General features: G+C 67.2%; 23 protein-coding genes. 17 read left to right on the top strand and 6 right to left on the bottom strand.

Translation table 11 applies throughout. From position 1 onward, the window contains the following. The first annotated feature begins 73 nt into the window (after positions 1–73). The 13 genes from CupriaWKF_RS00815 (at position 74) to CupriaWKF_RS00875 (ending at position 12,746) form a co-directional block, all read left to right on the top strand. Entirely contained in the window at positions 74–901 is an 828-nt protein-coding gene (locus CupriaWKF_RS00815; protein WP_276100873.1) for a prolyl oligopeptidase family serine peptidase, read from the top strand. Between the two features lie 56 nt (positions 902–957). Next, the gene (locus CupriaWKF_RS00820; protein ID WP_276099165.1) at positions 958–1,746 is read left to right on the top strand and encodes an enoyl-CoA hydratase/isomerase family protein; all 789 of its coding nucleotides are present in this window, start codon (positions 958–960) and stop codon (positions 1,744–1,746) included. 340 nt (positions 1,747–2,086) lie between these two features. Then, complete coding sequence (gene bioA / locus CupriaWKF_RS00825) at positions 2,087–3,496, top strand: adenosylmethionine--8-amino-7-oxononanoate transaminase (RefSeq protein WP_276099166.1); 1,410 nt, start codon at positions 2,087–2,089, stop codon at positions 3,494–3,496. Next, positions 3,486–4,712, top strand: coding sequence for an 8-amino-7-oxononanoate synthase (bioF, locus tag CupriaWKF_RS00830; RefSeq protein WP_276099167.1), 1,227 nt, complete (start codon positions 3,486–3,488; stop codon positions 4,710–4,712). The genes bioA and bioF overlap by 11 nt, the downstream gene beginning before the upstream one ends. Further along, positions 4,709–5,455 carry a dethiobiotin synthase gene (gene bioD / locus CupriaWKF_RS00835; protein ID WP_276099168.1) on the top strand — a complete coding sequence of 249 codons (747 nt, stop codon included), beginning with the start codon at positions 4,709–4,711 and terminating at the stop codon, positions 5,453–5,455. The genes bioF and bioD overlap by 4 nt, the downstream gene beginning before the upstream one ends. A 19-nt stretch (positions 5,456–5,474) precedes the next feature. Beyond that, the gene (bioB, locus tag CupriaWKF_RS00840) at positions 5,475–6,500 is read left to right on the top strand and encodes a biotin synthase BioB (RefSeq protein WP_276099169.1); all 1,026 of its coding nucleotides are present in this window, start codon (positions 5,475–5,477) and stop codon (positions 6,498–6,500) included. 73 nt (positions 6,501–6,573) lie between these two features. Beyond that, a complete protein-coding gene (locus CupriaWKF_RS00845; RefSeq protein WP_276099170.1) occupies positions 6,574–8,598 on the top strand; it encodes an acetyl/propionyl/methylcrotonyl-CoA carboxylase subunit alpha in 2,025 nt (674 codons plus the stop codon). A 100-nt stretch (positions 8,599–8,698) separates the two neighbouring features. Beyond that, a complete protein-coding gene (locus tag CupriaWKF_RS00850; protein ID WP_276099171.1) occupies positions 8,699–9,640 on the top strand; it encodes a glyoxylate/hydroxypyruvate reductase A in 942 nt (313 codons plus the stop codon). A 22-nt stretch (positions 9,641–9,662) separates the two neighbouring features. Next, entirely contained in the window at positions 9,663–10,598 is a 936-nt protein-coding gene (locus CupriaWKF_RS00855; RefSeq protein WP_276099172.1) for a hydroxymethylglutaryl-CoA lyase, read from the top strand. A gap of 30 nt (positions 10,599–10,628) precedes the next feature. Next, on the top strand, positions 10,629–11,138 hold the full coding sequence (locus CupriaWKF_RS00860) for a YbaK/EbsC family protein (protein ID WP_276099173.1): 510 nt from the start codon (positions 10,629–10,631) through the stop codon (positions 11,136–11,138). Continuing rightward, the gene (locus CupriaWKF_RS00865; RefSeq protein WP_276099174.1) at positions 11,135–11,563 is read left to right on the top strand and encodes a thioesterase family protein; all 429 of its coding nucleotides are present in this window, start codon (positions 11,135–11,137) and stop codon (positions 11,561–11,563) included. Before CupriaWKF_RS00860 ends, CupriaWKF_RS00865 begins: the two co-directional genes overlap by 4 nt. Positions 11,564–11,627: 64 nt before the next feature. Further along, the gene (locus tag CupriaWKF_RS00870) at positions 11,628–11,804 is read left to right on the top strand and encodes a DUF1289 domain-containing protein (protein ID WP_276100874.1); all 177 of its coding nucleotides are present in this window, start codon (positions 11,628–11,630) and stop codon (positions 11,802–11,804) included. Positions 11,805–11,852: 48 nt separating this feature from the next. Beyond that, positions 11,853–12,746 (top strand): MBL fold metallo-hydrolase, encoded by an 894-nt coding sequence (locus tag CupriaWKF_RS00875; RefSeq protein WP_276100875.1) that lies wholly within the window; start codon positions 11,853–11,855, stop codon positions 12,744–12,746. A 32-nt stretch (positions 12,747–12,778) separates the two neighbouring features. Here the strand turns inward: CupriaWKF_RS00875 and CupriaWKF_RS00880 are convergent, their stop codons facing one another. The 6 genes from CupriaWKF_RS00880 to CupriaWKF_RS00905 form a co-directional block, all read right to left on the bottom strand. Next, positions 12,779–14,908 carry a TonB-dependent receptor gene (locus tag CupriaWKF_RS00880; protein WP_276099175.1) on the bottom strand — a complete coding sequence of 710 codons (2,130 nt, stop codon included), beginning with the start codon at positions 14,906–14,908 and terminating at the stop codon, positions 12,779–12,781. A 156-nt stretch (positions 14,909–15,064) separates the two neighbouring features. Next, positions 15,065–15,475: a hypothetical protein gene (locus tag CupriaWKF_RS00885; RefSeq protein ID WP_276099176.1), complete on the bottom strand. Its 411-nt coding sequence runs from the start codon at positions 15,473–15,475 to the stop codon at positions 15,065–15,067. Further along, a complete protein-coding gene (locus CupriaWKF_RS00890) occupies positions 15,465–16,652 on the bottom strand; it encodes a GTP-binding protein (protein WP_276099177.1) in 1,188 nt (395 codons plus the stop codon). Before CupriaWKF_RS00890 ends, CupriaWKF_RS00885 begins: the two co-directional genes overlap by 11 nt. 195 nt (positions 16,653–16,847) lie before the next feature. Then, the gene (gene dksA / locus CupriaWKF_RS00895) at positions 16,848–17,534 is read right to left on the bottom strand and encodes an RNA polymerase-binding protein DksA (protein ID WP_276099178.1); all 687 of its coding nucleotides are present in this window, start codon (positions 17,532–17,534) and stop codon (positions 16,848–16,850) included. Positions 17,535–18,009: 475 nt separating this feature from the next. Continuing rightward, positions 18,010–19,083 (bottom strand): GTP-binding protein, encoded by a 1,074-nt coding sequence (locus CupriaWKF_RS00900; protein ID WP_276099179.1) that lies wholly within the window; start codon positions 19,081–19,083, stop codon positions 18,010–18,012. Positions 19,084–19,114: 31 nt separating this feature from the next. Continuing rightward, on the bottom strand, positions 19,115–19,633 hold the full coding sequence (locus CupriaWKF_RS00905; protein WP_276099180.1) for a Fur family transcriptional regulator: 519 nt from the start codon (positions 19,631–19,633) through the stop codon (positions 19,115–19,117). 184 nt (positions 19,634–19,817) lie between these two features. Between CupriaWKF_RS00905 and CupriaWKF_RS00910 the strand changes: the two genes are divergently transcribed. The 4 genes from CupriaWKF_RS00910 (at position 19,818) to hslU (ending at position 24,108) form a co-directional block, all read left to right on the top strand. Further along, positions 19,818–20,717, top strand: coding sequence for an alpha/beta hydrolase (locus CupriaWKF_RS00910; RefSeq protein ID WP_276099181.1), 900 nt, complete (start codon positions 19,818–19,820; stop codon positions 20,715–20,717). Between the two features lie 249 nt (positions 20,718–20,966). Further along, entirely contained in the window at positions 20,967–21,953 is a 987-nt protein-coding gene (locus CupriaWKF_RS00915; RefSeq protein WP_276099182.1) for a tripartite tricarboxylate transporter substrate-binding protein, read from the top strand. 236 nt (positions 21,954–22,189) lie between these two features. Beyond that, positions 22,190–22,726 carry an ATP-dependent protease subunit HslV gene (hslV, locus tag CupriaWKF_RS00920; RefSeq protein WP_211946918.1) on the top strand — a complete coding sequence of 179 codons (537 nt, stop codon included), beginning with the start codon at positions 22,190–22,192 and terminating at the stop codon, positions 22,724–22,726. 50 nt (positions 22,727–22,776) lie between these two features. Next, positions 22,777–24,108 (top strand): ATP-dependent protease ATPase subunit HslU, encoded by a 1,332-nt coding sequence (gene hslU / locus CupriaWKF_RS00925; protein WP_276099183.1) that lies wholly within the window; start codon positions 22,777–22,779, stop codon positions 24,106–24,108. The last annotated feature ends 254 nt before the right edge of the window (positions 24,109–24,362 follow it).

The following is a 24,362-nucleotide window of genomic DNA, read 5'->3' on the forward strand; positions in this document are numbered from 1 at the left end:
GGGTTGTCCAGTGTCACTGCTTCGACGTCTTGCCACGCTGCCTGTGCTTGGCCTGCTGCTATATGCGCAGGTCGTGGCCCAGGCACAGCCGCCCGCGGCGTCGGCCGCGCAGGCGAGCCGTGTGCGGTTTTCCGAGCAGGTGGTGTTGCTGCCCAAGGCTGCGTCGCCATTCCGCATCGAGCTTGAGGCGACAGTGTTCCGCCCGTCCGGAGAAGGACCGTTTCCGCTGGTCGTGATCAACCACGGCAAGTCACCGGGCAAGCCTGTCTTCCAGGGACGTGCGCGCTTTCCCGCGCAGAGCGTCGAGTTCCTGCGCCGCGGCTACGTCGTGGTGCTGCCGATGCGCCAGGGCTTTGCGCGCTCGGGCGGTCCGTACATTGGCGGCAGCTGCAATATCGAGACCAATGGCCTGCAGCAGGCGGAGGACGTGGTCGCCGCGCTCGACTATATGGTCAGCCAGCCCTATGTGGACAAGGATCGCATCGTGGTCATCGGCCAGTCGCATGGCGGACTGACGACCATGGCGTTCAACACGATCTCGTATCCCGGCGTGCTCGGCGTGGTCAACTTTGCCGGCGGCCTGCGCAACCTGAGTTGTGCAGACTGGGAGGACCGGCTGATCGAGACCTTCGGCGACTATGGCAAGGACGCGCGCTATCCTTCATTGTGGATCTACGGCGACAACGACAGCTACTGGCCCGCACCGCTGCCTGACCGCATGTTCAACGCCTACAAGGCCAATGCCAAGGGGCCGGCGGCCGACGCGCGCATGGTCGACGTAGGCGAGTTCGGCGGCGACTCGCACCGCCTGTTCAGCGCGCGCGAGGGCATTCCGATCTGGCTGCCGGAAGTCGGCGCCTTTTTCCGATCGCTTGGCCTGCCGTTCGAGAACGGCTCCTGATCCGGCGCCGGCTTCTGCCGCGCGGGCCTGCATTTCTCTTCCATCCGGAGCGCAACATGGACTTCACTACCCTTACCGTCAACGTTGCCAGCCACATCGCCAGCGTCACGCTGAACCGGCCTGATGTGCGCAATGCCTTCAATGAAACCGTCATTGCCGAACTGACCGGCGCCTTCCGCGCGCTCGGCGACATGGACGAGGTGCGCGCCATCGTGCTTGCCGGCAACGGGCCGGCGTTCTGTGCCGGCGCCGACCTGAACTGGATGAAGAAGATGGCCGGCTACTCGGAAGACGAGAACCGCGCCGATGCGATGACGCTCGCGCAGATGCTGCACACCATCTGGTCGTGTCCGCGGCCGGTCATTGCGCGAATCCACGGGGATACGTATGCCGGGGGCGTGGGGCTGGCCGCCGCGTGCGATATCGCGGTGGCGGCCGAGCATGCGCATTTCTGCCTCTCCGAGGCACGGCTTGGCCTGCTGCCCGCGACCATTAGCCCGTATGTGATCCGTGCCATGGGGGAGCAGGCGTCGCGTCGTTACTTCATCACCGCCGAGCGGTTTGACGCGGCTGAAGCGCTGCGGCTGGGGTTTGTGCATGCGGTAGTGCCTGCGGAGGCTCTGGATGCCAAGATCGCCGAGATTGCCGCGGCGCTGGTTGGCAACAGTCCCAATGCCGTGCGTGAAAGCAAGCGGCTGGTGCAGGAGGTTTCGGGCCGGATCATCGACAACGACTTGCTGGCTGATACGGCGGACCGGATTGCCGGGATTCGGGCTTCAGGGGAGGGGAGGGAGGGGGTGAGGGCGTTTTTGGAAAAGAGGGTGGCGTCGTGGCGGGTGGGGTGAGGTTGGGGGTGGGGGATGATTGGGTTTTCGTTCTTGGCAGGCGCCGCTGTTTCGCCGGCTACGCCGGCGAAACAGCGGCGCCTGCCAAGCACCCCATCCCATCAAAAAACTTCAAACCGAATTTTCCGTGAAGATCCCATCACGCAACAGCAAGTTAGGGTGCTTTGTGCATAAAAAATGCCATAACGTCGCCTAACTGATGGCAATTTAAAGAAATCCATCCTCCTTGCCAGCCCCGCCAAGACATTCCTAACATGACCCTCCCCAACCCTTAAACGTTCCCATCGCCCGGCCCAGCCGCAGGCGCGCAACGCAGAAGGGTCAACAAAGGAGGACTCCCTTGGAACAACAGTCCCTGCATGCCCCGGCCGGCGATTCGCTTGGCCTGCGCAGCAAGCGCGCGGTCTGGCACCCGTGCACGCGGCTGCGCCCTGACGACGACGCCACGCCGCTGGCCATTGTGCGCGGCGAGGGCCCCTGGCTCCACGATGCCGATGGCCGACGCTATTTCGACGCCACCAGCTCATGGTGGGTCAACCTGTTCGGCCACGCCAACGCGAGGATCAATGCCGCGCTGGCCGACCAGCTCCAGACGCTGGAGCACGTCATGCTGGCCGGCTGCACCCATGCGCCGGCGGTGGAACTGGCCGAACGCCTGTCAGCGCTGACCGGCGGCGCGCTCGGCCACGCGTTCTACGCATCGGACGGTGCGTCAGCCGTGGAGATCGCGCTCAAGATGAGCTTCCACTACTGGCGCAACACCGGCCTGCCGGCCAAGCGCGAGTTCGTCTGCCTGGCCAACGGCTACCACGGCGAAACCGTGGGCGCGCTGGGCGTGACCGACCTGGATGTCTTCCGCGATGCCTACGACCCGCTGATCCGCCGCGCGCATGTGGTGATGTCGCCGGACGCGTGCCAGGCCACCTCGGAAGAGACCGCCGCCGGCGTAGCCACGCGTGCACTGGCCGCGCTGGAGACGCTGCTGCGCGAACGCGCGGGCCAGATCGCCGCGCTGATCGTCGAGCCGCTGGTGCAGGGCGCGGCCGGCATGGCCATGTATGACCCGTCCTACCTCGAAGGCGCGCGCGCCTTGTGCGACCGCTACCGTGTGCACCTGATCGCCGACGAGATCGCGGTCGGCTGCGGACGCACCGGCACCTTCTTCGCGTGGGAACAATGCCGCGACGGGGACCAGCCGCTGCCCGCGCATGCGTGGCCGGATTTCCTGTGCCTGTCCAAGGGCATCAGCGGCGGCTACCTGCCGCTGTCGCTGGTGCTGTCGCGCCCCGAAATCCAGCGTGCCTTCATCGCCGACGAACTCGCGCGCAGCTTCCTGCATTCGCATTCCTACACCGGCAACCCGCTGGCCTGCCGCGCCGCGCTGGCCACGCTCGATGTCTTCGCGCAGGACGACGTGATCGCGCACAACCGTGCCCGCGCGCAATGGCTGGCCGACGCGATGGCACCGTTCGCCAGCGATGCGCGCCTGCACCGCATGCGCCAGCGCGGGCTGATCTGGGCCATCGACGTGCGCGACGAGGTGGCCGGCGAAGGCTTCGCCGGGCGCTTCCACCAGGCTGCGCGTGCGCGCGAGCTGCTGGTGCGGCCGATCGGCAACACGCTGTACGTGATGCCGCCCTATGTCTTCGATGCCGCGCAGGCGCGCTGGCTGGCCGGGCAACTGCTCGCCACCCTGGACGATGTGCTCGGTTCCGCCAATGCCAGCGAGGAGGTTCGCCATGCTGCTTGAACAACTGCGCCGCGCCGCCGATGAACGCCAGGCCCGCGCGCTCACGCGCCGGCGCCGCATCGCGCATACGGCCTGCGCCCCGCACCAGTCCGTCGGAACGGTGGATACGCCCGCTCCGCAGTCCTTGCTGACGTTCTGCAGCAACGACTACATGGGGCTGGCCAGCCATCCCGATGTCGTCGCCGCGCTTGCCGAGGGCGCACGCTTGTACGGCGCCGGCAGTGGCGCCTCGCACCTGGTCAGCGGCCATTCGCTGGCGCACGCACGGCTGGAAGAGGAACTGGCGCGCTGGTTCGCGCCGTACATCCCGCAAGCGCGCACGCTGTACTTCTGCACGGGCTATATGGCCAATATGGCCGTGCTGACGGCACTGGGCACCGCCGGCGCGACGCTGTTCTGCGAATCGCTCAACCATGCCTCGCTGATCGACGGCGCCCGGCTCGCGCGCGCCGACGTGCAGCGCTACCCGCACTGCGATGCCGCCGCGCTGGACGCGCTGCTCGGCGCCAGCACCAGTCCGCTCAAGCTGATCGTGACCGACAGCGTGTTCAGCATGGACGGCAACTTGGCGCCGCTGGCCGAACTGCTCGCGCTGGCCGAACGGCATGACGCGTGGATCATCGTCGACGATGCGCACGGCTTCGGCGTGCTCGGCGACGATGGCCACGGCGTGCTGCAGGCGCTTGGGCTGAACTCGGAGCGCTTCATCTACATCGGCACACTGGGCAAGGCCGCCGGCGTGGCGGGTGCCTTCGTGGCCGCGCACGAGACCATCATCGAACACCTCGTCAATACCGCGCGCCCATACATCTACACCACGGCCGCGCCGCCCGCGGTGGCGCACGCACTGATGGCCAGCCTCGCGATCATCGAGGGCGAGGAGGGCCGGCAGCGCCGCGCCAACCTGAACCGGCTGATCGCTGACCTGCGCGCTGGCCTGGCGCCGCTGGCGGCGGCAGCGGGCTGGCAACTGGGCGACAGTGCGACCGCCGTGCAACCGCTGATCGTCGGCGACAACGCCACCTCGCTCGCGCTGTCGACGCGGCTGGAGGCCGACGGCATCCGCGTCGGCGCGATCCGGCCGCCGACCGTGCCCGAGGGCACCGCGCGGTTGCGCATCACGCTGTCGGCCTCGCATACGGCCGCGGACGTACAGCGGCTGGTCGGCGTGCTGGCCAGCGTCGTGCTGCCCGAAGCGAAGCAGGAGGCCGCATGAGCCGGCCTGCGAAGTTCCAGTGCTTCATCACCGGCACCGATACCGGCGTGGGCAAGACCCACGCGAGCGCCACGCTGCTGCACGCGCTGGGCGCGGCGGGCTATGCCGCGGCCGGCATGAAGCCGGTGGCCAGCGGCAGCGAATGGCGCGGCGACCACTGGCACAACGATGACGTGGCCGCGCTGCGAGCCGCCAGCTCGGTCACGGTGCCGCTGGCGCAGACCTGTCCGTTCCTGCTGCGTACACCATGTTCGCCACACCTGGCTGCGGCGCAGGAAGGCGTGCGCATCACGCGCGCGCCGATCCGCCATGCCTTCGACGCGCTGCGCGAGCAGGCCGATGCCGTGGTCGTCGAAGGCGTCGGCGGTTTCCATGTGCCGCTCGATACCGGCGCGGTGCGCTGGAGCACGGCGGACCTTGCCGTGATGCTGGCGCTGCCGGTGGTGATGGTGGTGGGCATCCGCCTGGGCTGCCTGAACCACGCCGTGCTGACCGCCGAGGCCATCCGCGCGCGCGGGCTCACGCTGGCCGGCTGGATCGCCAACCGCGTCGACCCCGACGTGCTGCTGGCCGAAGAGAACATCGCGACGCTGCACCAGGCGCTCGACGCGCCGTGCCTGGGCGAGCTGCCCTGGCAAGTGGCGCCGGCCGATGCCGCCGCGCGCCTCGACCTTGCGCCGCTGCTGGCCCAGACTGCCCGATCTAGCCAATACCAGTCCGAGGCCCACGACCTCGCTGCATAACATAAAACAGAACCCGATCATGACCCAAGCCACTCAAACCGTCGCCACCATTTCCGCAGAATCGCTGCGCCAGACCGCACGCAGCCACGCGCTGCCCGAAGACGCCCGCTGGCGCGTCGACGACGTCGCCGCGCTGTTCGCGCTGCCGTTCAACGACCTGCTGTTCCGCGCGCAGCAGGTGCACCGCGAGAACTTCGACGCCAACACCGTGCAACTGTCCACGCTGCTGTCGATCAAGACCGGCGGCTGCGAAGAGGATTGCGGCTACTGCCCGCAGAGCGCGCACCATGACGCCGGCGTCAAGGCCGAGAAGCTGATGGCGCTCGATGAAGTGCTGGAAGCCGCCCGCGCCGCCAAGGCCAACGGCGCCACGCGCTTCTGCATGGGCGCCGCCTGGCGCAGCCCGAAGGACCGCCACCTCGAGCCGGTGATGGACATGGTGCGCGAGGTCAAGGCCATGGGCCTGGAGACCTGCGTCACGCTGGGCATGCTGAAGGCCGAGCAGGCGCAGGCGCTCAAGGACGCCGGCCTGGACTACTACAACCATAACCTCGATACGTCGCCGGAGTTCTACGGCAAGATCATCACCACGCGCACCTATCAGGACCGGCTCGATACCATCGGCCATGTGCGCGATGCCGGCATCAACGTCTGCTGCGGCGGCATCGTCGGCATGGGCGAATCGCGCGAGGCGCGTGCCGGGCTGATCGCGCAGCTCGCCAACATGGATCCGTACCCGGAGTCGGTGCCCATCAACAACCTGGTGCAGGTGGAAGGCACGCCGCTGGCCGGCACCGAGGCGCTTGACCCGTTCGAGTTTGTCCGCACCATTGCCGTGGCGCGCATTACCATGCCGGGCGCGATGGTGCGCCTGTCCGCGGGGCGCGAGGCGATGGAAGAAGCGTTGCAGGCACTGTGCTTCATGGCCGGCGCCAACTCCATCTTCTATGGCGACAAGCTGCTCACCACCGGCAACCCGCAGGCCGACCGTGACCGCGCGCTGCTGGCCCGCCTGGACATCCGCGCGGAAGGCTACGCAGGCTGAATAGTTAAGAATTCACCACGCGGAGAGCTCCCCGCCGTAAGATCCCGATAACCGGGTAAAAAGGAGGGAGCTCATGTTCAGCAAGATCCTGATCGCCAACCGCGGCGAAATCGCCTGCCGCGTCGCCGCCACCTGCCGCCGGCTGGGCATCCGCACGGTCGCGGTGTACTCGGACGCCGACGCCGATGCGCGCCACGTCGCCTTCTGCGACGAAGCCGTCCATATCGGCGGCGCCGCCGCGCGCGACAGCTACCTGCGCGCCGACCACATCATCGAGATGGCCAAGGAGACCGGGGCGCAGGCGATCCACCCCGGCTACGGCTTCCTCTCCGAGAACGAGGCCTTTGCCGAGGCCTGCGCCGCGGCGGGACTGGTCTTTATCGGCCCGCCGGCCTCGGCTATCCATGCAATGGGCAGCAAGAGCGCGGCCAAGCAGCTGATGGAAAAGGCCTCGGTGCCGCTGGTGCCCGGTTACCACGGCGAAGACCAGAATCCGGGCCTGCTGCGCAGCGAGGCCGACCGCATCGGCTACCCGGTGCTGCTCAAGGCCAGCGCCGGCGGTGGCGGCAAGGGCATGCGCGTGGTGGAATCGGGCGATGCCTTTGACGCGGCGCTGGCCTCGGTCAAGCGCGAGGCGTCGGCCAGCTTCGGCGACGACAAGGTGCTCGTCGAAAAGTACCTGACCCGGCCACGCCACATCGAAATCCAGGTATTCGCCGATACCCATGGCAACTGCGTCTACCTGTTCGAGCGCGACTGCTCGGTGCAGCGCCGCCACCAGAAGGTGCTGGAAGAAGCGCCCGCGCCGGGCATGACCGGGGAGCGCCGCCGTGCGATGGGCGAGGCCGCGGTGGCTGCGGCCAAGGCCGTGGGCTATGTCGGCGCCGGCACGGTCGAGTTCATCGCCAACCAGGACGGCTCGTTCTATTTCATGGAGATGAACACGCGCCTGCAGGTCGAGCATCCGGTCACCGAGATGATCACCGGGCAGGACCTGGTCGAATGGCAACTGCGCGTGGCGGCCGGCGAGCCGCTGCCACTGAAGCAGGAACAACTGCGCATCGATGGCCACGCGCTCGAAGCGCGCATCTACGCCGAGAACCCCGACAAGCAGTTCCTGCCGTCCACCGGCACGCTGCGCTTCCTGCGCACGCCGCCGGCGGTGCAGTTCATGCGCGGCGGCGATGCCCACGGCCCTGCCGGCGTGCGCATCGACGCCGGCGTGCGCGAGGGCGACACCATCAGCCCGTACTACGATCCGATGATCGCCAAGCTGATCGTGTGGGGCAAGGACCGCGACGAGGCGCTCGCGCGCATGCGCCAGGCGCTGGCGGCATACCACGTGGTGGGCTTGTCCACCAACGTGGCATTCCTGCAGCGGCTGGTGAAATCCGAGGCGTTCCGCACGGCCGATCTCGACACGGGGCTGATCGAACGCAACGAGGCCACGCTGTTCCCGGCGCCCGCGCCGGTCGGCATGGAGATCATCGCGCTGGCGACCGCCGCGCTGCTCGACCGCGAAACGCGCGAGCGCCGCATCGACGCGGCAGACCAGCACTCGCCGTGGACGCATGGCGGCGCGTGGCGGCTCAATAGCGGCGCCACGCGCACGCTGCGCTTCGCTTACGGCAGCCACACGCTGGACGTGATGCTGACCATGAACGAAAGGGGCAGCACGCTGATCTATGCCGACCAGGCGGCGCCGTTCCGGGCATCGTGCCAGGCCGACGATGTCCGCGTGGACCTTGGCACGCGTCGCGCACATGGCCAGGTCCATGTGGAGGGCGATGATTTCCACATCTTCAACGCAGGACGCCACGCGGTGCTCGGCTGGCTCGACCCGCTCGCGCACGCGGGCGAGACCGAGGGCGAGGGCGGCAAGCTGACCGCGCCGATGCCGGGCAAGGTCATTGCCGTCATGGTCGAACCCGGTAGCACGGTCACGCGCGGCACGCCGCTGCTGGTGATGGAAGCAATGAAGATGGAGCACACCATCAGCGCGCCCGCCGACGGGGTCGTCAGCGAGATCCTGTACAGCGTGGGTGAGCAGGTGGCGGAAGGGGCGCAGTTGCTGGCGTTTGCAAGCGGGGAAGCCTGAGCCGGCGGCGGGCGCGGGGCGATTGCCGGCCACTGGCGGGCGCCGTCCCGCAACCTCTGCCAAAATGAACGATCCCGCCACGGAAGACCCGGAGTACCCCATGAAGTTGCAGTTGTACGTGCCAGACGGCCGCTATGAACCCTGGATCGAAGGCTTTGCGCAGGCGCTGCCCGAAGCCGAGTGCATCAAGTGGGAGGACAGCCAGGGGGAATCCGCCGACTACGCTGTGGTCTGGCGCCCGCCCGTGGAAATGCTGCGCGGCCGCACCGACCTGAAGGCGGTATTCAACCTTGGCGCCGGCGTGGACGGCATCCTGCGCCTGCGCGACCAGGACCCGGACGCGCTGCCGGCCGGCATGCCGATCGTGCGGCTCGACGATGCGGGGATGGCCGCGCAGATGGCCGAGTACGTCACCTATGCCGTGCTGCGCTATTTCCGCCGGCTGGACGACTACGCCGCCCAGCAGCAGGCGGGCAACTGGAAGTTTCTCAAGCCGCACCGCCGCGCGGACTTCACCATTGGCGTGATGGGTGTCGGCACGCTGGGCACGCATATCGCGCAAACGCTGGCCGGGTTCGGCTTCCCGGTGCGTGGCTGGAGCCGCACCGCGCGCGCCGTCGAGGGCGTGGTGGGCTTTCATGGCGATGCCGGCCGCGCGCCGTTCCTGAGTGGCCTGCGCGTGCTGGTCAATGTCCTGCCGCTGACGCCGCAGACCGAAAACATCCTGAACGGCGAACTGTTCGGCAAGCTCGCGAAGGGCGCCTACGTGATCAATGTCGCGCGCGGCCAGCACCTGGTCGAAGCGGACCTGCTGGCGGCCGTGCAGGCCGGCCAGCTTGCCGGCGCGACGCTTGATGTCTTCCGTACCGAGCCGCTGCCCGCGGAGCACCCGTTCTGGCAGGAGCCGCGCATCACCCTCACGCCGCATATCTCGGCACTGACGCTGCGCGAGGACAGCATCGCGCAGATCGCTGGCAAGATCCGCGCGCTGCGGGCCGGCCAGCCGATCGCGGGCGTGGTCGACCTGCAGCGCGGCTACTGAAAAACAGACATTGGAGACAGCCATGAACCTGCCCAACTACGTGAAGATCGTCGAGGTCGGGCCGCGCGACGGCCTGCAGAACGAAAAAGCCATGGTGCCGACCGACGTCAAGGTGGCATTGATCAACCAGCTGACCGAGGCCGGTTTCGTCAATATCGAGGCCGCGTCCTTTGTCTCGCCCAAGTGGGTGCCGCAGATGGCCGACGGCGCTGACGTGATGGCGCGTATCCAGCGCCGTCCCGGCACGCTGTATTCGGTGCTTACGCCCAATATGAAGGGCCTGGAGGGCGCGGTGGCGGCGGGGGCCGACGAGGTAGTGATCTTCGGCGCCGCCAGCGAGGCGTTCTCGCAGAAGAACATCAATTGCTCGATCGCTGAATCGATCGCGCGCTTCGAGCCCGTGGCCGCCGCCGCGAAGGACAAGAATATCCGGCTGCGCGGCAGCATCTCGTGCGCGCTCGGCTGCCCGTACCAGGGCGAGGTGCCGGTGAGCGCCGTGGTGGACGTGGTGCGCCGCATGCGCGCACTGGGCTGCGACGAGATCGATATTGCCGACACCATCGGCGTGGGCACGCCCGGCAAGGTGCAGGAGGTGATGCGCGCGGTCTCGGCGGAGTTTGCGCTCGACCGCCTGTCGGGGCATTTCCACGACACCTACGGCCAGGCGCTGTCGAACATCCTGGCCAGCATGGAAGTGGGCATCTCGATCTTCCATGCATCGGTGGCCGGCCTGGGCGGCTGCCCGTACGCCAAGGGCGCGACCGGCAACGTGGCCACCGAGGACGTGCTGTACATGCTGCACGGGCTGGGCATCCATACCGGCATCGACCTGGAGGCCGTGGTGCGGGCGGGCGACTATATCTCGCAGGCGATCGGCCGCGCCAACAGCTCGCGCGTGGGCCGCGCGCTGCTGACCAAGTGGGCCGCTGCCAGCGACGCCGCTCCCATGTGCGCGTGAGCCAACGAAACGAATGACGAAGGAGCAAGAATGAGCCAGTCCGCTGACCAGGACGCCGTATTGCCGGAATCCGCACAGCGTGTCGCCGGCCTGCTGGCCGAACTCGGGCATGATCGCCCGGTGGTAATGCTGCCGGCCACCGGCAAGACATCTGCCGAGGCCGCCGCAGGCCTGGGCTGCAGCGTGGCGGAAATCGCCAAGTCGATCATCTTCCGGCGCGTCGAGGACGATGTGCCGGTGCTGGTGATCGCCAGTGGCAGCAATCGTGTCGATGAAGCCAAGGTGGCGGCGCGCGTTGGCGCGCTGGGCAAGGCCGACGCGAAGTTCGTGCGCGAGAAGACGGGCTATGCCATTGGCGGCGTCTGCCCGATCGGCCATGCGGTGGCGCCGGTCATGCTGCTCGACCAGGACCTGTTCCGCTATGACAGCCTGTGGGCCGCGGCCGGGCATCCGCACGCGGTGTTCAACCTGACGCCGCAGCAGCTGCAGCGGATGACCGGAGCGGAAGTGGCGGATGTCGCCCTGGGGGCGGCGGCATGAGCCCCGAACTGCGGCCCGGTCTTGAATTCTCGTGGCAGTACGTAGTACCGCGCAAGGCCACCGTGCCAAGCCTCTACGACGACATCCCGATGTGTACCGAGATGCCGGACGTGCTGGCCACCGGGTACATGGTCGGCATCATGGAGTGCGCCTGCCTGCAGGCACTGCGCGAGCACCTGGACTGGCCGCGCGAGCAGACGCTCGGCACGCTGGTCAGCTTTACGCACCTCGCCGCCACGCCGCCGGGCATGACCATCACGGTCAAGGGCCGGCTGGTGGAGGTGCACGGGCGCAGGCTGCGCTTTGAAGTCAGCGCCTGGGATGGCGAGGACAAGATCACCGAGGGCGTGCACGAGCGCCACGTGATCGATGCCGCGCGCTTCAACCAGAAGATCGCCGCCAAGGCTGCCCGGGCGGCCGGCTGAAATGATGGAGCTGCCGCCCTCCCTCATCAAGGACATCACGCGCCGGGCGCGTTCGGCGCAGACCATGCAGCCGGTGCCTTCGCCATGCCGCAACGTGTGCCGCATGGACGCGGCCAGCGGCTATTGCGAAGGCTGCCTGCGCACCATCGACGAGATTGCCGGCTGGTCGGCCAGGACTGAGGACGACAAGCGCCGCATCTGGGCGCAGTTGCCTCAGCGCGCCGCCTGGCTGGCCGGATAGGAGACCCTTGTCTTGAGCGACACCACGCCCCCGCCGTTGCCGGCCACCATGCGCGTCTTCGAGCGCGGCTGGCTGTCGGCCAACAACATCCTGTTCATCGATGGCGACGATACCGCGCTCGTGGACAGCGGCTACGTCACGCACGCGCCGCAGACGGTAGCGCTGGTCGAATCGGCGTTGCAGGGGCGCCCGCTGAAGCGGCTCATCAACACCCATCTGCATTCCGATCATTGCGGCGGCAATGCCGCGCTGCAGGCGCGCTGGCAGCCGCGGACGTCGATTCCCGCCGCCGAAGCGGCTGCCGTCGCGGCATGGGATGTCGATGCGCTGACCTACCAGGCCACCGGCCAGCAATGCGACCGCTTCACGTTCGATGCGCCGCTGCATGATGGGGACACGCTGTGTCTCGGCGGCATCGACTGGCAGGTCGTGGCCGCGCCGGGGCACGATCCGCATGCCGTGATGCTGTACGCGCCGCAGCCGCGCATCCTGATTGCCGGCGATGCGTTATGGGAAAACGGGTTCGGGGTGATCTTTCCCGAGCTGGAGGGGGAGAGCGGCTTTGCCGAACAGGCCGCCGTGCTCCAACGCATCGCGGAACTCGATGCGCGCGTGGTCATTCCGGGCCATGGCCGTCCTTTCACCGACGTGGCCGCGGCCGTCGAACGCGCGCGCGGCCGGCTGGCTTATCTCGGCGCCGATCCCCAGCGCAATGCGAGCCATGCGGTCAAGGTGCTGGTGAAGTTCAAGCTGCTCGAGTCGCAGCGTATGCATCGCGATGCCTTGCTGGCCTGGATGGAGGCGGCGCCGCTGATGGTGGCCATTCACCAACGGTTCATGGCGGGGCAGTCGATGGAGGGGATTCTGTCGCAGACGCTGCGGGCGTTGGCGGGGGTGAGGGCTCTGGCGGTTGAAGGGGAGGTTGTCGTGAATCTCGATTGAGAGGGGCGCCGGCGCCCCTCTCGACAGCATCCTCAGAACATCGTCCTGAATCCCACCTTCACACTTCTCCCCGGCAATGGCGCAATATCCCTGAGGATCGACGACGCATTGCGCGCCTCCTGGTTGGTCAGGTTGTCCCCGCGCAGGTAGACCAGCGTCTGCGTGCCGGAAGTCTTGAACTTGTAGGTGAGGGCCAGGCTCAGCAGCGTGTACGCGTCAGTGGGCGTGTCGTTGGCCGGCACGCGGGTCTGCTTCGCTGCATAAGTGACATCCACGCGCGCGCCCCAGGGGCCGGCGCCATAGACCAGCGCGCCGCCAAGGCGCAGCGGCGCCAGTCGCGGTAACGGTTCACCGGTATTGCGATTCTCGCCGCGCACGTAATCGGCCCGCGCCTCGAAATCCAGCGTATCGCTCGACGTCAGCATCTTCTGGAACAGCCGTGCCTTGCCTTCGGCCTCGAAGCCATATAGCGTGGCCGGCACGCCAAGGTACTGGAACTCGGGCAGCGAGCCGGGACTGCCCGGGGCGACGACATCGCCTGCATCGTCGCGCGCGCGGCCCGTGGACATCAGCGCCAGGTAGTTGGCGAAGCGGCTGTAGTAGCCCGATACGCTCGCGCTGTGCGGGCCGTACTTGTAGCGCATGCCTAGGTCGACGGAGGTGGCGCGCTCCTTGTTGGCGTTGGGGTCGCCCAGCTCCCATGCGCCGGTGGCCACGTGCGGCCCGTTGGCGTACAGCTCGTAGAAGGTCGGCGCGCGTTCGGTGTACGAGACATTGCTGGTCAGCGACCACAGCGAATTCAGCTTGTAGAGCAGGCCTGCCGAGGCACTGGTGGCGTTGAAGCTGCGGTTGGCATCGCTGAAGCGGTCATTGCCGTTGGCGCTGGCCCGGATGCCGCTGTGATCGAGCCGGCCACCGAAGTTGAGCTTGAAGTCGCCGGCGCTGTCGAGCGGCAGCTCTTCGAACACGAACAGCGCGACGTTGTCGGTGTCGGTGCTCGGCACGAACGCTTCCTCGCCCAGGGCCGAAAACTGCGTGTGGCCAAACTGCGTGCCGACCACCCCGCTCATCCTCCCGATCTTGCCATGCTTGGCTTCGAAGCGCGCGTCCCAGCCCTGGTTCTTGAAGATGGTGCCGGTCTGGCCATCCTCGATTTCCTTGTGCTCGTAGTCCGTGTAGCTGAACTTGCCTTTGACCGATTCGACGATGCCGGAGGTGTTCGCTTGCAGGTTGCGTGCCTCGCCTTCGAGCGCAAAGCGGTCCTGCCGCATCTTCAGCCTTACGTCGTCCTCGGCCGGCGTGCCGTATTCGTTGCGGTAGGCGCTGTAGTTGGCGCCGATGAAGCCGTCAGCCCAGGTGTAGGAGCCGCCCAGCGAGCCGCCGTCCTGCTGCGCGCTGGTGTTGGGCAGGCGGCCGCTGGCCTCGGTCTCGCCCTCGGGCAGCGGCTGGCTGGCGCGCAGGCGGTCGCTGCGCGCGAAGCCGGGGATATGCAGGTCGCTGGTCTTGCGCGCGAACGCGTCGGCGTGGATCGCGAACTGGCCGTTGCCGGCCTCGACCAGCGCGCTGGCATTGCGCGCCACGTCGCCGCCGGCGGTGGCGCTCGCGTCGACCGCGCCGCCGATGCCTTCGATGGGCTCCTTCGGAATGCGGTTGTCGATCACGTTGACCACGCCGCCAATGGCATTGCCGCCGTACATCAGCGCGGCCGGCCCGCGCACGACTTCGATGCGCTCGGCCACGAGCGGGTCGACCGGCACCGCGTGGTCATAGGACAGCGTCGAGGCATCGACCGTGGAGCCGCCGTTCTGCAGCACCTTGATGCGGTCGCCATCCAGGCCGCGGATCACCGGGCGGCTCGCGTTGGGACCGAAGTAGCTCGATGAAACGCCCGGCAGCTTGTCCAGCGTTTCGCCGAGCGTGCTGTTCTGGCGCAGCGACAGCGCATCGCCACTCAGCGAGGAGACTGGCGCGACCATGTCGTTCAGCTCGCTGCCGAGCGGGTTCGCGGTGACCACCACTTCCTTGAGGGTGGCGGCAGCGGGTGCGGTGCCGGTGGCGGGCTCGCTGGCGGTCTGGGCGAGCGCGGCGGTGGAGACAATCAGGGCAGCAATGGCTGCCAGCGGCGTGCGCCGCTGCATGGGGTGTTGCAGGGTAGAGAACATGGCTCGCGATTCGATGCGATGGCAATCGGGCGGACGGCCGCACCGGTGCCGGTATCGCGCGCGCCCCGCACGGCTGGGTGCGGGACCGGGCGCATGGCCGGCCGGCATGGGCGCACGCGTTCGTACTGCGGGCCGGCGGCATGGCCGCGGCCCGGATCAGGCGAAGGCGGGCGTATGCGCGGGCGGCGCGCGCGAGCGGAAGGGGTGGGCGGAAGGAAGGTCGGGCCAGCGCCAGGCCAGGTTGGCCGGCTTGACCGGTTTGCCGAAGGCCAACGTGAGCACCGGCATATGGCCGCAATGGCTGTCGGCGACAGTGGCCCCGTCGAACAGTACGCACGAGTGGCCAGTCAGTTTCTGCGCGAACGGGCTGGCGTCGCCATGGTCGGCGGCGCTGGATTCGGCTGCCATGACCGACAGCCGCGTGCCCATCAGGCCACCGTGCACGACGCGGTGCGCGAGGCCGGCATGCTGCGCGCCCAGCAGGCACAGCACCAGCCACAGGGCGTGCCACAGCCCCGGGCCACGCGCGCGCAGTCGGTCGAGATGCCTGATGATCTCAGTGATCATGCGGGTGGCCACAGTCGCAGTCGCCATGCGCGTGGTCATGGCCGTGATGATGGCCGTGGTCGTGATCGTGGTCCTTGTCGTCGAAGGCGTCTTCCCAGGCAGGGAACGGGTCGGCGTAAGTGGCCCAGGCATCGGCGCCGGCAGCCATCTCGGCGTCGGTCAGCAGGCAGGCGTCGAGGCACGCTTCCAGCGCGGCGCGGTCCAGGTCCAGGCCGACCAGCGCCAGTTCCTGGCGGCGGTCGCCGTAGGGGGCCGGCTGGCCATCGTCGAGCATGTCGGCCTCGAGCGCGGCGCGGTCCGCCGCGTCGGCTGGCCATTCGGACGGATCGAGCGCGGCCCACCATGCGCCCGCGGCGGCGGGACGGCATACGCCGCCTGACTGGGCCCAGTCACCGGCGATGCCCATGCGGCTGGCCAGCCAGAACAGGCCCTTGGAGCGCAGCACGCTGCCATGCTCGCGCATCCACTCGGTGTGGATCAGATCGGCAAAGCGGCCAGGGTGAAACGGCCGGCGGCGGCGGTAGACGAAGCCGCTGACGCCATGCGATTCGGGCAGCGGCTCGCCACGCTGCAGGGCCAGCCAGCCTGGCGCACCGGCGGTTTGCTCGAAATCGAAGCGGCCGGCGTCGAGCACGGTCGCGGCCGGGATCTTGCCGAAGCTTGCCGGGATAATTTCGGCGCGCGGATTGAACGCGCGCAGGATGGCTCCGAGCTGTGCGAGCGCGTCCGCGCTGACGAGGTCCGCCTTGTTCAGCACGATCACGTCGGCGAATTCGACCTGGGCGATCAGCACGTCGACCACGGTGCGGTCGTCCTCATCGCTGTCATCAGCATGCGGCCCGACGCGGTCACGCAGGAACTCGGCATCGTTGACGTCGCGCAGGAATGCCGACGCATCCACCACGGTGACCAGCGTGTCGAGACGCAGGGCCGTGCCGGCGCCGTGCTCGTCCTCGAACAGCACCGCCTCGGCGATTGCCATGGGATCTTCCGTGCCCGCGGTTTCGAGCAGCAACAAGTCGAAGCTCCCGCTACCCGCCAGCCTGCTGGCCTCCGCCAGGTTGCCGGCCACACCCACGCGCTTGCCGACGTTGGCAGCCAGCAGGTGCTGCAGCAAGGTGGACTTGCCGGCACCAGTGAATCCGGACAGCACGGTAACGGGTAGGCGATCGGCCATGGGAATGAAAGAGGATGCGCGGGGCACGCAGTCAGGCGTGCCGGTTGTTATTGCAACAAAGTTGCGACTGTACCAGAAAGGCCCTGCCGCCGACAGCCGGCAGGCTTCCACCATGGTAGTGCCGTCACCGCGCCGCGACAAAGTAAAACGGCCCGGAGATCCGGGCCGTCAGGGGGGCAGGAGCGGGCGCCCGGCTCAGTCGCCGAACAGCTTCTGGCGCAGTTCGCGGCGCTGCTGGGCTTCAAGCGACAGCGTGGCGGTCGGACGGGCGATCAGGCGCGGCACGCCGATGGGCTCGCCGGTTTCCTCGCACCAGCCGTAGTCGCCGGACTCGATGCGGGCGAGCGACTGCTCGACCTTCTTGAGCAGCTTGCGCTCGCGGTCGCGGGTGCGCAGCTCCAGCGCGTGCTCTTCCTCGATCGTGGCGCGGTCAGCCGGATCCGGCACGATGACCGTTTCGCGCAGGTGTTCCGTGGTCTGATCAGCGTTCTTCAGGATTTCGTCACGCAGCTGCTCAAGGCGATGCTTGAAGAAGGCGAGCTGCGCTTCGTTCATGTAATCCTTGTCGCTCATCTTCAGGATTTCAGCTTCAGTCAGAAGTTTGTTGCTGCTCATGGTTGCTGCTGATTCTCTTGTTGATCCGACCGGCGGCGTCTGGGTCCGCTCGGGTGCTGTGTCCGCGTGCTTGCGCGGGGCGGACGTTTCACTCTGGCTGGCTGCAGTCTTGCTGCTTCGCGGGCCTCCCTTGGCCTCGACCGCGCCGGCGTGAGCCTTACCGTCGCGGCGAGCTGGCGCAGCCTTCACAGACTGCGCCTTGAGCGTCTCTGCCGCGGCACTACCTGTCTTGCTGCGGCTTTCTTTCGTCTTTGTTGCGGCTGTCATGGGGACACCTCTCTCTCGCGTCGGTATGGAACGGCGCGTGCCGGGTACCCCAAGCGGAGGGCGGTCTCCGCACGAAGCCCTGCGACCGCACCTGCCGGCGACCTGCCTCGTGCTGACGACAACCGCCGCCCTGCGGTCCACTGGGCCAGGTGAATCGCGCCCGAGGGGCTGGGCTATAAGGTCGTAGGCTAGGCGCAAAGCGGAGCAATAGCACGGCTATTGCGAGCATTTGCAACGACGCATACGGCCTTATAGCCCAGCCCTGCGGGTGCGATTCCACCTGGTTCAGTGGACCATACTGGTGGCGGGAAAAAGGTGCGCCGCCAGTATCAAATCCGGCCTATTGTACTTGAACAAATTTTTCCAAGATACGGAAAAGGCCTAGCCATAACTTCGGTGTTTCCCCGGTACCCCGAACGGGGGACGTGCCGGAGACGACACGTAGCGAGGGGCCGCCATGGGGCGGCTGCCGCACTCAGGCCAGGCAGTTGGCCAGGCCCTTGAGAATGGCATCCCGGGGCAGGTCCACGCCGATGAACACCATCTTGGTGCCGGGAGTCTCCTCCTCCCACTTGGCGCCGACATCGCTGCCCATCAACTGGTGGACCCCCTGGAACACGACTTTCCGGTCCACACCCTCCATATATAGTACGCCCTTGTAGCGCAAGAGTTTTTCGCCGTAGACGGCCAGGATGCCGGACAGGAATTCCTCGAGCTTGCCATAGTGGAACGGCTTGTCGCTGCGGAAGACGAACGACGCGATGTGGTCGGTGTGGTGGTGGTGATTGTGGTGGTCGTGGCTGTGGTCATGGCCGCAGTCCGTGCCGCAGTGTTCGCCGTGCTCGTGGTCGTGGTCATGGCCATGATCGTGGTCATGGTCGTGGCCATCGGCGCTGAGGAACTCGGGGTCGATCTCCAGCTTGGCGTTCAGGTTGAAGCCGCGCAGGTCGAAGATCGTGTCGATCGGCGTTTCGCCGAAGTTGGCCTGGCGCATCGGCGCGCGCGGGTTCATGTGCAGCAGGCGGTGGCGCAGGTCGGCCACTTCGGCTTCGCTGACCAGGTCCGACTTGGTGATGAAGATGGCGTCGGCAAAGCCGACCTGGCGCTGGGCTTCTTCCTGCTTGTCGAGCTGCAGGTGGCCGTGCTTGGCGTCGACCAGCGTGATCACCGCGTCCAGCAGGTAGCGCGAGGCGATCTCGTCGTCCATGAAGAAGGTCTGCGCCACCGGACCGGGATTGGCCACGCCGGTGGTCTCGATGACGACGCGGTCGAAGTCGATCTCACCCGCGTCGCGCCGCGTCATCAGGTCCGACAGCGCCTGTACCAGGTCGCCCCGGATGGTGCAGCAGATGCAGCCGTTGCTCATCTGCACGATCTGCTCGCGGCCGTCCTGCACCAGGATCTCGTTGTCGATGTTTTCTTCGCCGAATTCGTTCTCGATGACGGCGATCTTCATGCCGTGCTGCTCGGTGAGGATGCGCTTGAGCAGCGTGGTCTTGCCGCTGCCGAGAAAGCCGGTCAGGATCGTGACCGGGATCAGTTTGGACATGGGTGGATTCTCCGGGGGAATAGGTGACGTCTCAGGACGTGCCGCCGGGGCGCCGCGTCATGCGCGCGCCGCAGTCGGCGCACACGCCGTTCACGGTCAGTTCGACATGTTCGATGGCAAAGCCGCTGGGTACGCGCGGTGCCGCGGGCTGGTCCGGCATGCTGGCGTCGTCAAGGCAGAACGTGCGGTCGCAGCGCGTGCAGTGGAAGTGGCTGTGCTGGCGATGCACCTCGGCGCGTGCCGCCTCGTGCTCGACCAGGCTGAAGCGGAACACGCGGTCGTTGCCGGCGCGCTTCTGCGCGACGCCTTGCTCCACCAGCCAGTCAAGGACTCGGTACACCGTTACGCGGTCGATGGCCTCGCCGTGTCCAGGCAGGTGGTCGATCACGGCCTGGTGGGTCAGGGGCTCGTCGCTGCCGATCAGGCAGGCGAGGATGCGCAGCCGCGGCTGCGTCACGCGGGCGCCAAGCCGGCGCAGGCGTTCCTGGGCTGCTTCGAAGACGGCCGGCGCAGGCGGGGCGTCGGGCTGGCTCGGGGTGGGGCGGGTCATGCGGAGGATTTAACCATAGGCCCCGCGCTGTTGCAATTCAGTTGCGTGTGGCGTGCCGGCCCGGCGGCAGCGCATCGCGGGGTGGTCTGTGCCGGATACCCGATGCGGAGTTTGCGCCTATGATCGGCAAGGAGCGTACGGCTGCCACCAGCCCGCACCAGCGGGTACAGACCGGAGACAAGCGATGCTGAACGATGCAAGCGCGCTGCTGTTCCCCAACTTCGAACCCTTCCGGCGCCGGGTGGGTGACATCGAGATCGTCGGCGTAGAGGGCGGTTCGGGGCCGCCGCTGCTGCTGCTGCACGGGCACCCGCAGAGCCACCTGATCTGGCACAAGGTAGCGCCCGCGCTGGCCGATCATTTCACCGTCATCGCCACCGACCTGCGCGGCTACGGCGCCAGCTCGGCGCCGGCCGGAAACGCCGGGCACGAGAATTACAGCAAGCGCGCCATGGCCCAGGACCAGGTCGACATCATGGCCGCGTTCGGCTTCCACCGCTTCGCGCTGTGCGGCCACGACCGCGGCGCGCGCGTGGCGCACCGCCTTGCCGTGGACCATCCGCAGGCGGTCGAGCGGCTGATGCTGCTCGACATCGCTCCGACGCTGGACATGTACGAGCGCACCAGCATGATGTTCGCCGCGGCGTACTGGCACTGGTTCTTCCTGATCCAGCCCGCGCCGTTCCCCGAGACGCTGCTCAACGCGGAACCCGATCTCTATCTGAACAGGCTGCTCGGGTTGCGCCATGCCGGCGTGTCGCCGTTCTCGCCGGATGCCATGGCGGCCTATGCCGCGGCCATGCGCGAGCCGGCGCGCGTGCACGCCATGTGCGAGGACTATCGCGCGGCAGCCACCATCGACCTCGAGCACGACCGCGCCGACCGCGAAGCCGGGCGCAACCTGGAGATGCCGTTGCGCGTGCTGTGGGGCGAACACGGCGTGGTGACGCGCTGCTTCGAGCCGCTGGCGCTGTGGGAAGCGCTCGGCACCCGCGTCAGCGGCAAGGCACTGGACTGCGGCCATTACATTCCGGAGGAATTGCCGCAGCCGCTGCTGGAGGAAATGCTCGCCTTCTTCCGCTAGCGGGACCCCTCTTCTTTCTCCCAGTGGTATAGGGGCGCAGGCGGGTTAGCCCTGATTACGCCTGGATGTCTGCAATTGCTAACATCGACCCCCGGCCCGGGCCGCCATACAGGCGAAAGGGTCGCGCTGCCAACAGCCATGGTCGATCGCGCCACGGGACTACCCCACCTGATTGCGCACGGACCGCGTCACGACACGCGGCATCCGGCACCGGCAGCGCTTTGCAGACGGAAGGAACAGGAGAGCACTATGAAACGAGTTGCAAAGTTGGTCGCCGCGGTCGCGGCAATGGGCGCAATGGCCACACATGCCGGCGCGCAGGCACAGGAGTTTCCGGGCGGCAAGCCGATCTCGGCCGTGGTGCCGTTCTCGGCTGGCGGCCCGACCGACAAGGTAGCGCGCGAGCTGACTGCGATCATGTCCAAGCATCTGGGCACGACCGTCGTGATCGAGAACCTTGGTGGTGCGGGCGGAACCATCGGCGCCAAGAAGGTGGCCCAGTCCAAGAACGACGGCCACACGGTGCTGATCCACCATATCGGCATGGCCACGGCCCCCGCGCTGTACCGCAACCTGGGCTTCGATCCGCTCAAGGACTTCGAGATGATCGGCGAGATCGCCGACGTGCCGATGATCATGGTCGGCAACAAGCAGCTGCCGCCGAACAACTTCAAGGACCTGTTGCCGTACATCAAGGCCAACGCCAGCAAGCTGTCGCTGGCCAATGCCGGCATTGGTTCGGCCTCGCACCTGTGCGGCCTGCTGTTTCAGAGCGCGATCCAGACCGAGCTGACCACCGTACCGTACAAGGGTGCGGCGCCGGCGCTGACCGATATCCTGGGCGGCCAGGTCAACCTGCTGTGCGACCAGACCACCAACCTGGCCGGTCACCTCAAGGCCAACTCGGTCAAGCCGTACGCGGCCATGCAGGCACGCCGCGTGGAAGCGTTCAAGGATGTGCCGACCGCGCAGGAACAAGGCTTGCCGGGCATCGAAGTGAAGGTCTGGCACGCCATGTACGCGCCGAAGGGCACGCCGAAGCCGGTGATCGACAAGCTGTCGGCCGCGCTGCAGAAGTCCGTGACCGACCCGGCGTTCCGCGCCAAGATGGCCGAGCTCGGTGCCGAAGCGGTGCCGGCGCAGCGCGCCACGCCGGATTCGCTGCGCAACTACCTGACCGCCGAGATCAACAAGTGGACCCCGGTGATCAAGAAGGCCGGCGTCTATGCCGACTGAGTGATGCGAGAGCCCCCGGGGCGCCTGTCCGTGCCCCGGTTCTTGCAAGTAAAAGGCCATGCCGCTGCGCATGGCCTTTTTGTTTTCTGCGTGCCGCCGAACGGCGCCGGGCGCGGCGGCGTTCTATATTGGTCTGATCGCGCGTCAGTCGGGCCGGCGATGCGGCGGCCGGCTGGCCCTTGAAACCGGCCCGGTGCGTCGCCACCTACCGTCCTGACATATTCACGGAAGCCACCATGGAACAGTATCACGGCACTACCATCGTCAGCGTCCGTCGCGGCAATCAGGTCGCGCTCGGCGGTGATGGTCAGGTCACACTCGGCAATATCGTGATGAAGGGCACCGCGCGCAAGGTGCGCCGCATCTACAACGGCAAGGTGCTGGTGGGGTTTGCCGGCAGCACGGCCGACGCGTTCTCGCTGCTGGACCGCTTCGAGGCCAAGCTGGAAAAGTACCAGGGCAACCTGACCCGCGCCGCGGTCGACCTCGCCAAGGACTGGCGTTCGGACCGCGCGCTGCGCCGGCTCGAGGCCATGCTGATTACCGCTGACCGCGACACTACGCTGGTCATCACGGGCAACGGCGACGTGCTCGATCCCGAGGGCGGCATCGCCGCGATCGGCTCGGGTGGCGCGTACGCGCAATCGGCCGCCAAGGCGCTGGTGGAAAACACCGAGCTCGCGCCCAAGGACGTGGTCGAGAAGGCGCTCACTATTGCCGGCGAACTCTGCATCTACACCAACACCAACTTCGTCATCGAAACGCTGGAATGAGCGCCGGCCGGCCCGCGCATGGGCCGGCCCGCCCCCACTGAACGGATACCATGTCGCATACCATGACCCCGTCGGAAATCGTTTCCGAACTCGACAAGCACATCATCGGCCAGAACAAGGCCAAGAAGGCCGTGGCCGTGGCGCTGCGCAACCGCTGGCGCCGCCAGCAGGTCGCGGAGCCGCTGCGCCAGGAAATCACGCCCAAGAACATCCTGATGATCGGCCCGACCGGCGTCGGCAAGACCGAGATCGCGCGCCGCCTGGCCAAGCTGGCCGACGCGCCCTTCATCAAGATCGAGGCGACCAAGTTCACGGAAGTCGGTTACGTCGGCCGCGACGTCGACACCATCGTGCGCGACCTGGCCGAGATGGCCATCAAGCAGACGCGCGAGTCCGAGATGAAGAAGGTGCGCACCAAGGCCGAGGACGCGGCCGAGGACCGCCTGCTCGACGTGCTGCTGCCGCCGCCGCGCGACATCGGCTTCTCGCAGCCCGAAGAGAAGGATTCCAACACGCGCCAGGTGTTCCGCAAGAAGCTGCGCGAAGGCCAGCTTGACGACAAGGACATCGAGCTCGAAGTTGCCGCCGGGCTGCCGAGCATGGACATCATGGGCCCGCCGGGCATGGAGGAAATGACCGAGCAGATCCGCTCGATGTTCGCCGGCATGGGGCAGGGCAAGAAGCATCGCCGCAAGATGAAGGTGAAGGAAGCCTTCAAGCTGCTGATCGATGAAGAGGCCGCCAAGCTCGTCAATGACGAAGAGCTCAAGCACAAGGCCATCGCCAACGTCGAGCAGAACGGCATCGTGTTCCTGGACGAGATCGACAAGATCGCCAACCGCAGCGAACTGGGTGGCGGCGAGGTGTCGCGCCAGGGCGTGCAGCGCGACCTGCTGCCGCTGGTGGAAGGCACCACGGTCAGCACGAAGTACGGGATGATCAAGACCGACCACATCCTGTTCATCGCGTCGGGCGCGTTCCACCTGTCCAAGCCGAGCGACCTGATCCCGGAACTGCAGGGCCGCTTCCCGATCCGCGTCGAGCTGGAGTCGCTGTCCGTGCAGGACTTCGAGGCCATCCTGACGCAGACCGACGCGAGCCTGACCAAGCAGTACCAGGCGCTGCTGAAGACCGAAGAGGTCGAGCTGCAGTTCGCGCCGGACGGCATCCGCCGGCTGGCCGAGATCGCGTTCTCGGTCAACGAGAAGGTCGAAAACATCGGCGCGCGCCGTCTGTACACGGTGATGGAGCGGCTGCTGGAAGACCTGTCGTTCCATGCGAGCAAGTCGTCGGGCGAGACTGTGACGATCGATGAAGCTTACGTGAATGATCGGCTGGGCGACCTTGCTGTCAACGAGGATCTGTCTCGATACGTGCTCTAAGCGGGTAGGGGGGTCGTGATCGGAGAGGGGTGTACCGGAGTGCGCCCTTTTTTGATCCTTCGCCGGATTGCGGGAATGGGGAAGGGTGGGGTTGAACGCGCTTTTTGGTTACTTTTTGTCGCTCGGACAAAAAGTGACTCGCCGGCTACGCCGGCGAAACAGCAGCGCCTGCCAAGCACCCACATTACCCATTCCCCAAACCCTTGCCCTCATCCCCCCGCCATGCATTTCCTATCATGAAAAGGCGCCCGATC

The sequence above is a fragment of the Cupriavidus sp. WKF15 genome (assembly GCF_029278605.1).
Taxonomy (GTDB): Bacteria; Pseudomonadota; Gammaproteobacteria; order Burkholderiales; family Burkholderiaceae; genus Cupriavidus.

Bases quoted from the DNA above. Each gene is read 5' to 3' on its own strand.
- CupriaWKF_RS00820 (WP_276099165.1), top strand. From the start codon at position 958: ATGGACTTCACTACCCTTACCGTCAACGTTGCCAGCCACATCGCCAGC.
- bioF (WP_276099167.1), top strand. From the start codon at position 3,486: ATGCTGCTTGAACAACTGCGCCGCGCCGCCGATGAACGCCAGGCCCGC.
- bioD (WP_276099168.1), top strand. From the start codon at position 4,709: ATGAGCCGGCCTGCGAAGTTCCAGTGCTTCATCACCGGCACCGATACC.
- bioB (WP_276099169.1), top strand. From the start codon at position 5,475: ATGACCCAAGCCACTCAAACCGTCGCCACCATTTCCGCAGAATCGCTG.
- CupriaWKF_RS00845 (WP_276099170.1), top strand. From the start codon at position 6,574: ATGTTCAGCAAGATCCTGATCGCCAACCGCGGCGAAATCGCCTGCCGC.
- CupriaWKF_RS00850 (WP_276099171.1), top strand. From the start codon at position 8,699: ATGAAGTTGCAGTTGTACGTGCCAGACGGCCGCTATGAACCCTGGATC.
- CupriaWKF_RS00855 (WP_276099172.1), top strand. From the start codon at position 9,663: ATGAACCTGCCCAACTACGTGAAGATCGTCGAGGTCGGGCCGCGCGAC.
- CupriaWKF_RS00860 (WP_276099173.1), top strand. From the start codon at position 10,629: ATGAGCCAGTCCGCTGACCAGGACGCCGTATTGCCGGAATCCGCACAG.
- CupriaWKF_RS00865 (WP_276099174.1), top strand. From the start codon at position 11,135: ATGAGCCCCGAACTGCGGCCCGGTCTTGAATTCTCGTGGCAGTACGTA.
- CupriaWKF_RS00870 (WP_276100874.1), top strand. From the start codon at position 11,628: ATGCAGCCGGTGCCTTCGCCATGCCGCAACGTGTGCCGCATGGACGCG.
- CupriaWKF_RS00875 (WP_276100875.1), top strand. From the start codon at position 11,853: ATGCGCGTCTTCGAGCGCGGCTGGCTGTCGGCCAACAACATCCTGTTC.
- CupriaWKF_RS00880 (WP_276099175.1), bottom strand. From the start codon at position 14,908: ATGTTCTCTACCCTGCAACACCCCATGCAGCGGCGCACGCCGCTGGCA.
- CupriaWKF_RS00885 (WP_276099176.1), bottom strand. From the start codon at position 15,475: ATGATCACTGAGATCATCAGGCATCTCGACCGACTGCGCGCGCGTGGC.
- CupriaWKF_RS00890 (WP_276099177.1), bottom strand. From the start codon at position 16,652: ATGGCCGATCGCCTACCCGTTACCGTGCTGTCCGGATTCACTGGTGCC.
- dksA (WP_276099178.1), bottom strand. From the start codon at position 17,534: ATGACAGCCGCAACAAAGACGAAAGAAAGCCGCAGCAAGACAGGTAGT.
- CupriaWKF_RS00900 (WP_276099179.1), bottom strand. From the start codon at position 19,083: ATGTCCAAACTGATCCCGGTCACGATCCTGACCGGCTTTCTCGGCAGC.
- CupriaWKF_RS00905 (WP_276099180.1), bottom strand. From the start codon at position 19,633: ATGACCCGCCCCACCCCGAGCCAGCCCGACGCCCCGCCTGCGCCGGCC.
- CupriaWKF_RS00910 (WP_276099181.1), top strand. From the start codon at position 19,818: ATGCTGAACGATGCAAGCGCGCTGCTGTTCCCCAACTTCGAACCCTTC.
- CupriaWKF_RS00915 (WP_276099182.1), top strand. From the start codon at position 20,967: ATGAAACGAGTTGCAAAGTTGGTCGCCGCGGTCGCGGCAATGGGCGCA.
- hslV (WP_211946918.1), top strand. From the start codon at position 22,190: ATGGAACAGTATCACGGCACTACCATCGTCAGCGTCCGTCGCGGCAAT.
- hslU (WP_276099183.1), top strand. From the start codon at position 22,777: ATGTCGCATACCATGACCCCGTCGGAAATCGTTTCCGAACTCGACAAG.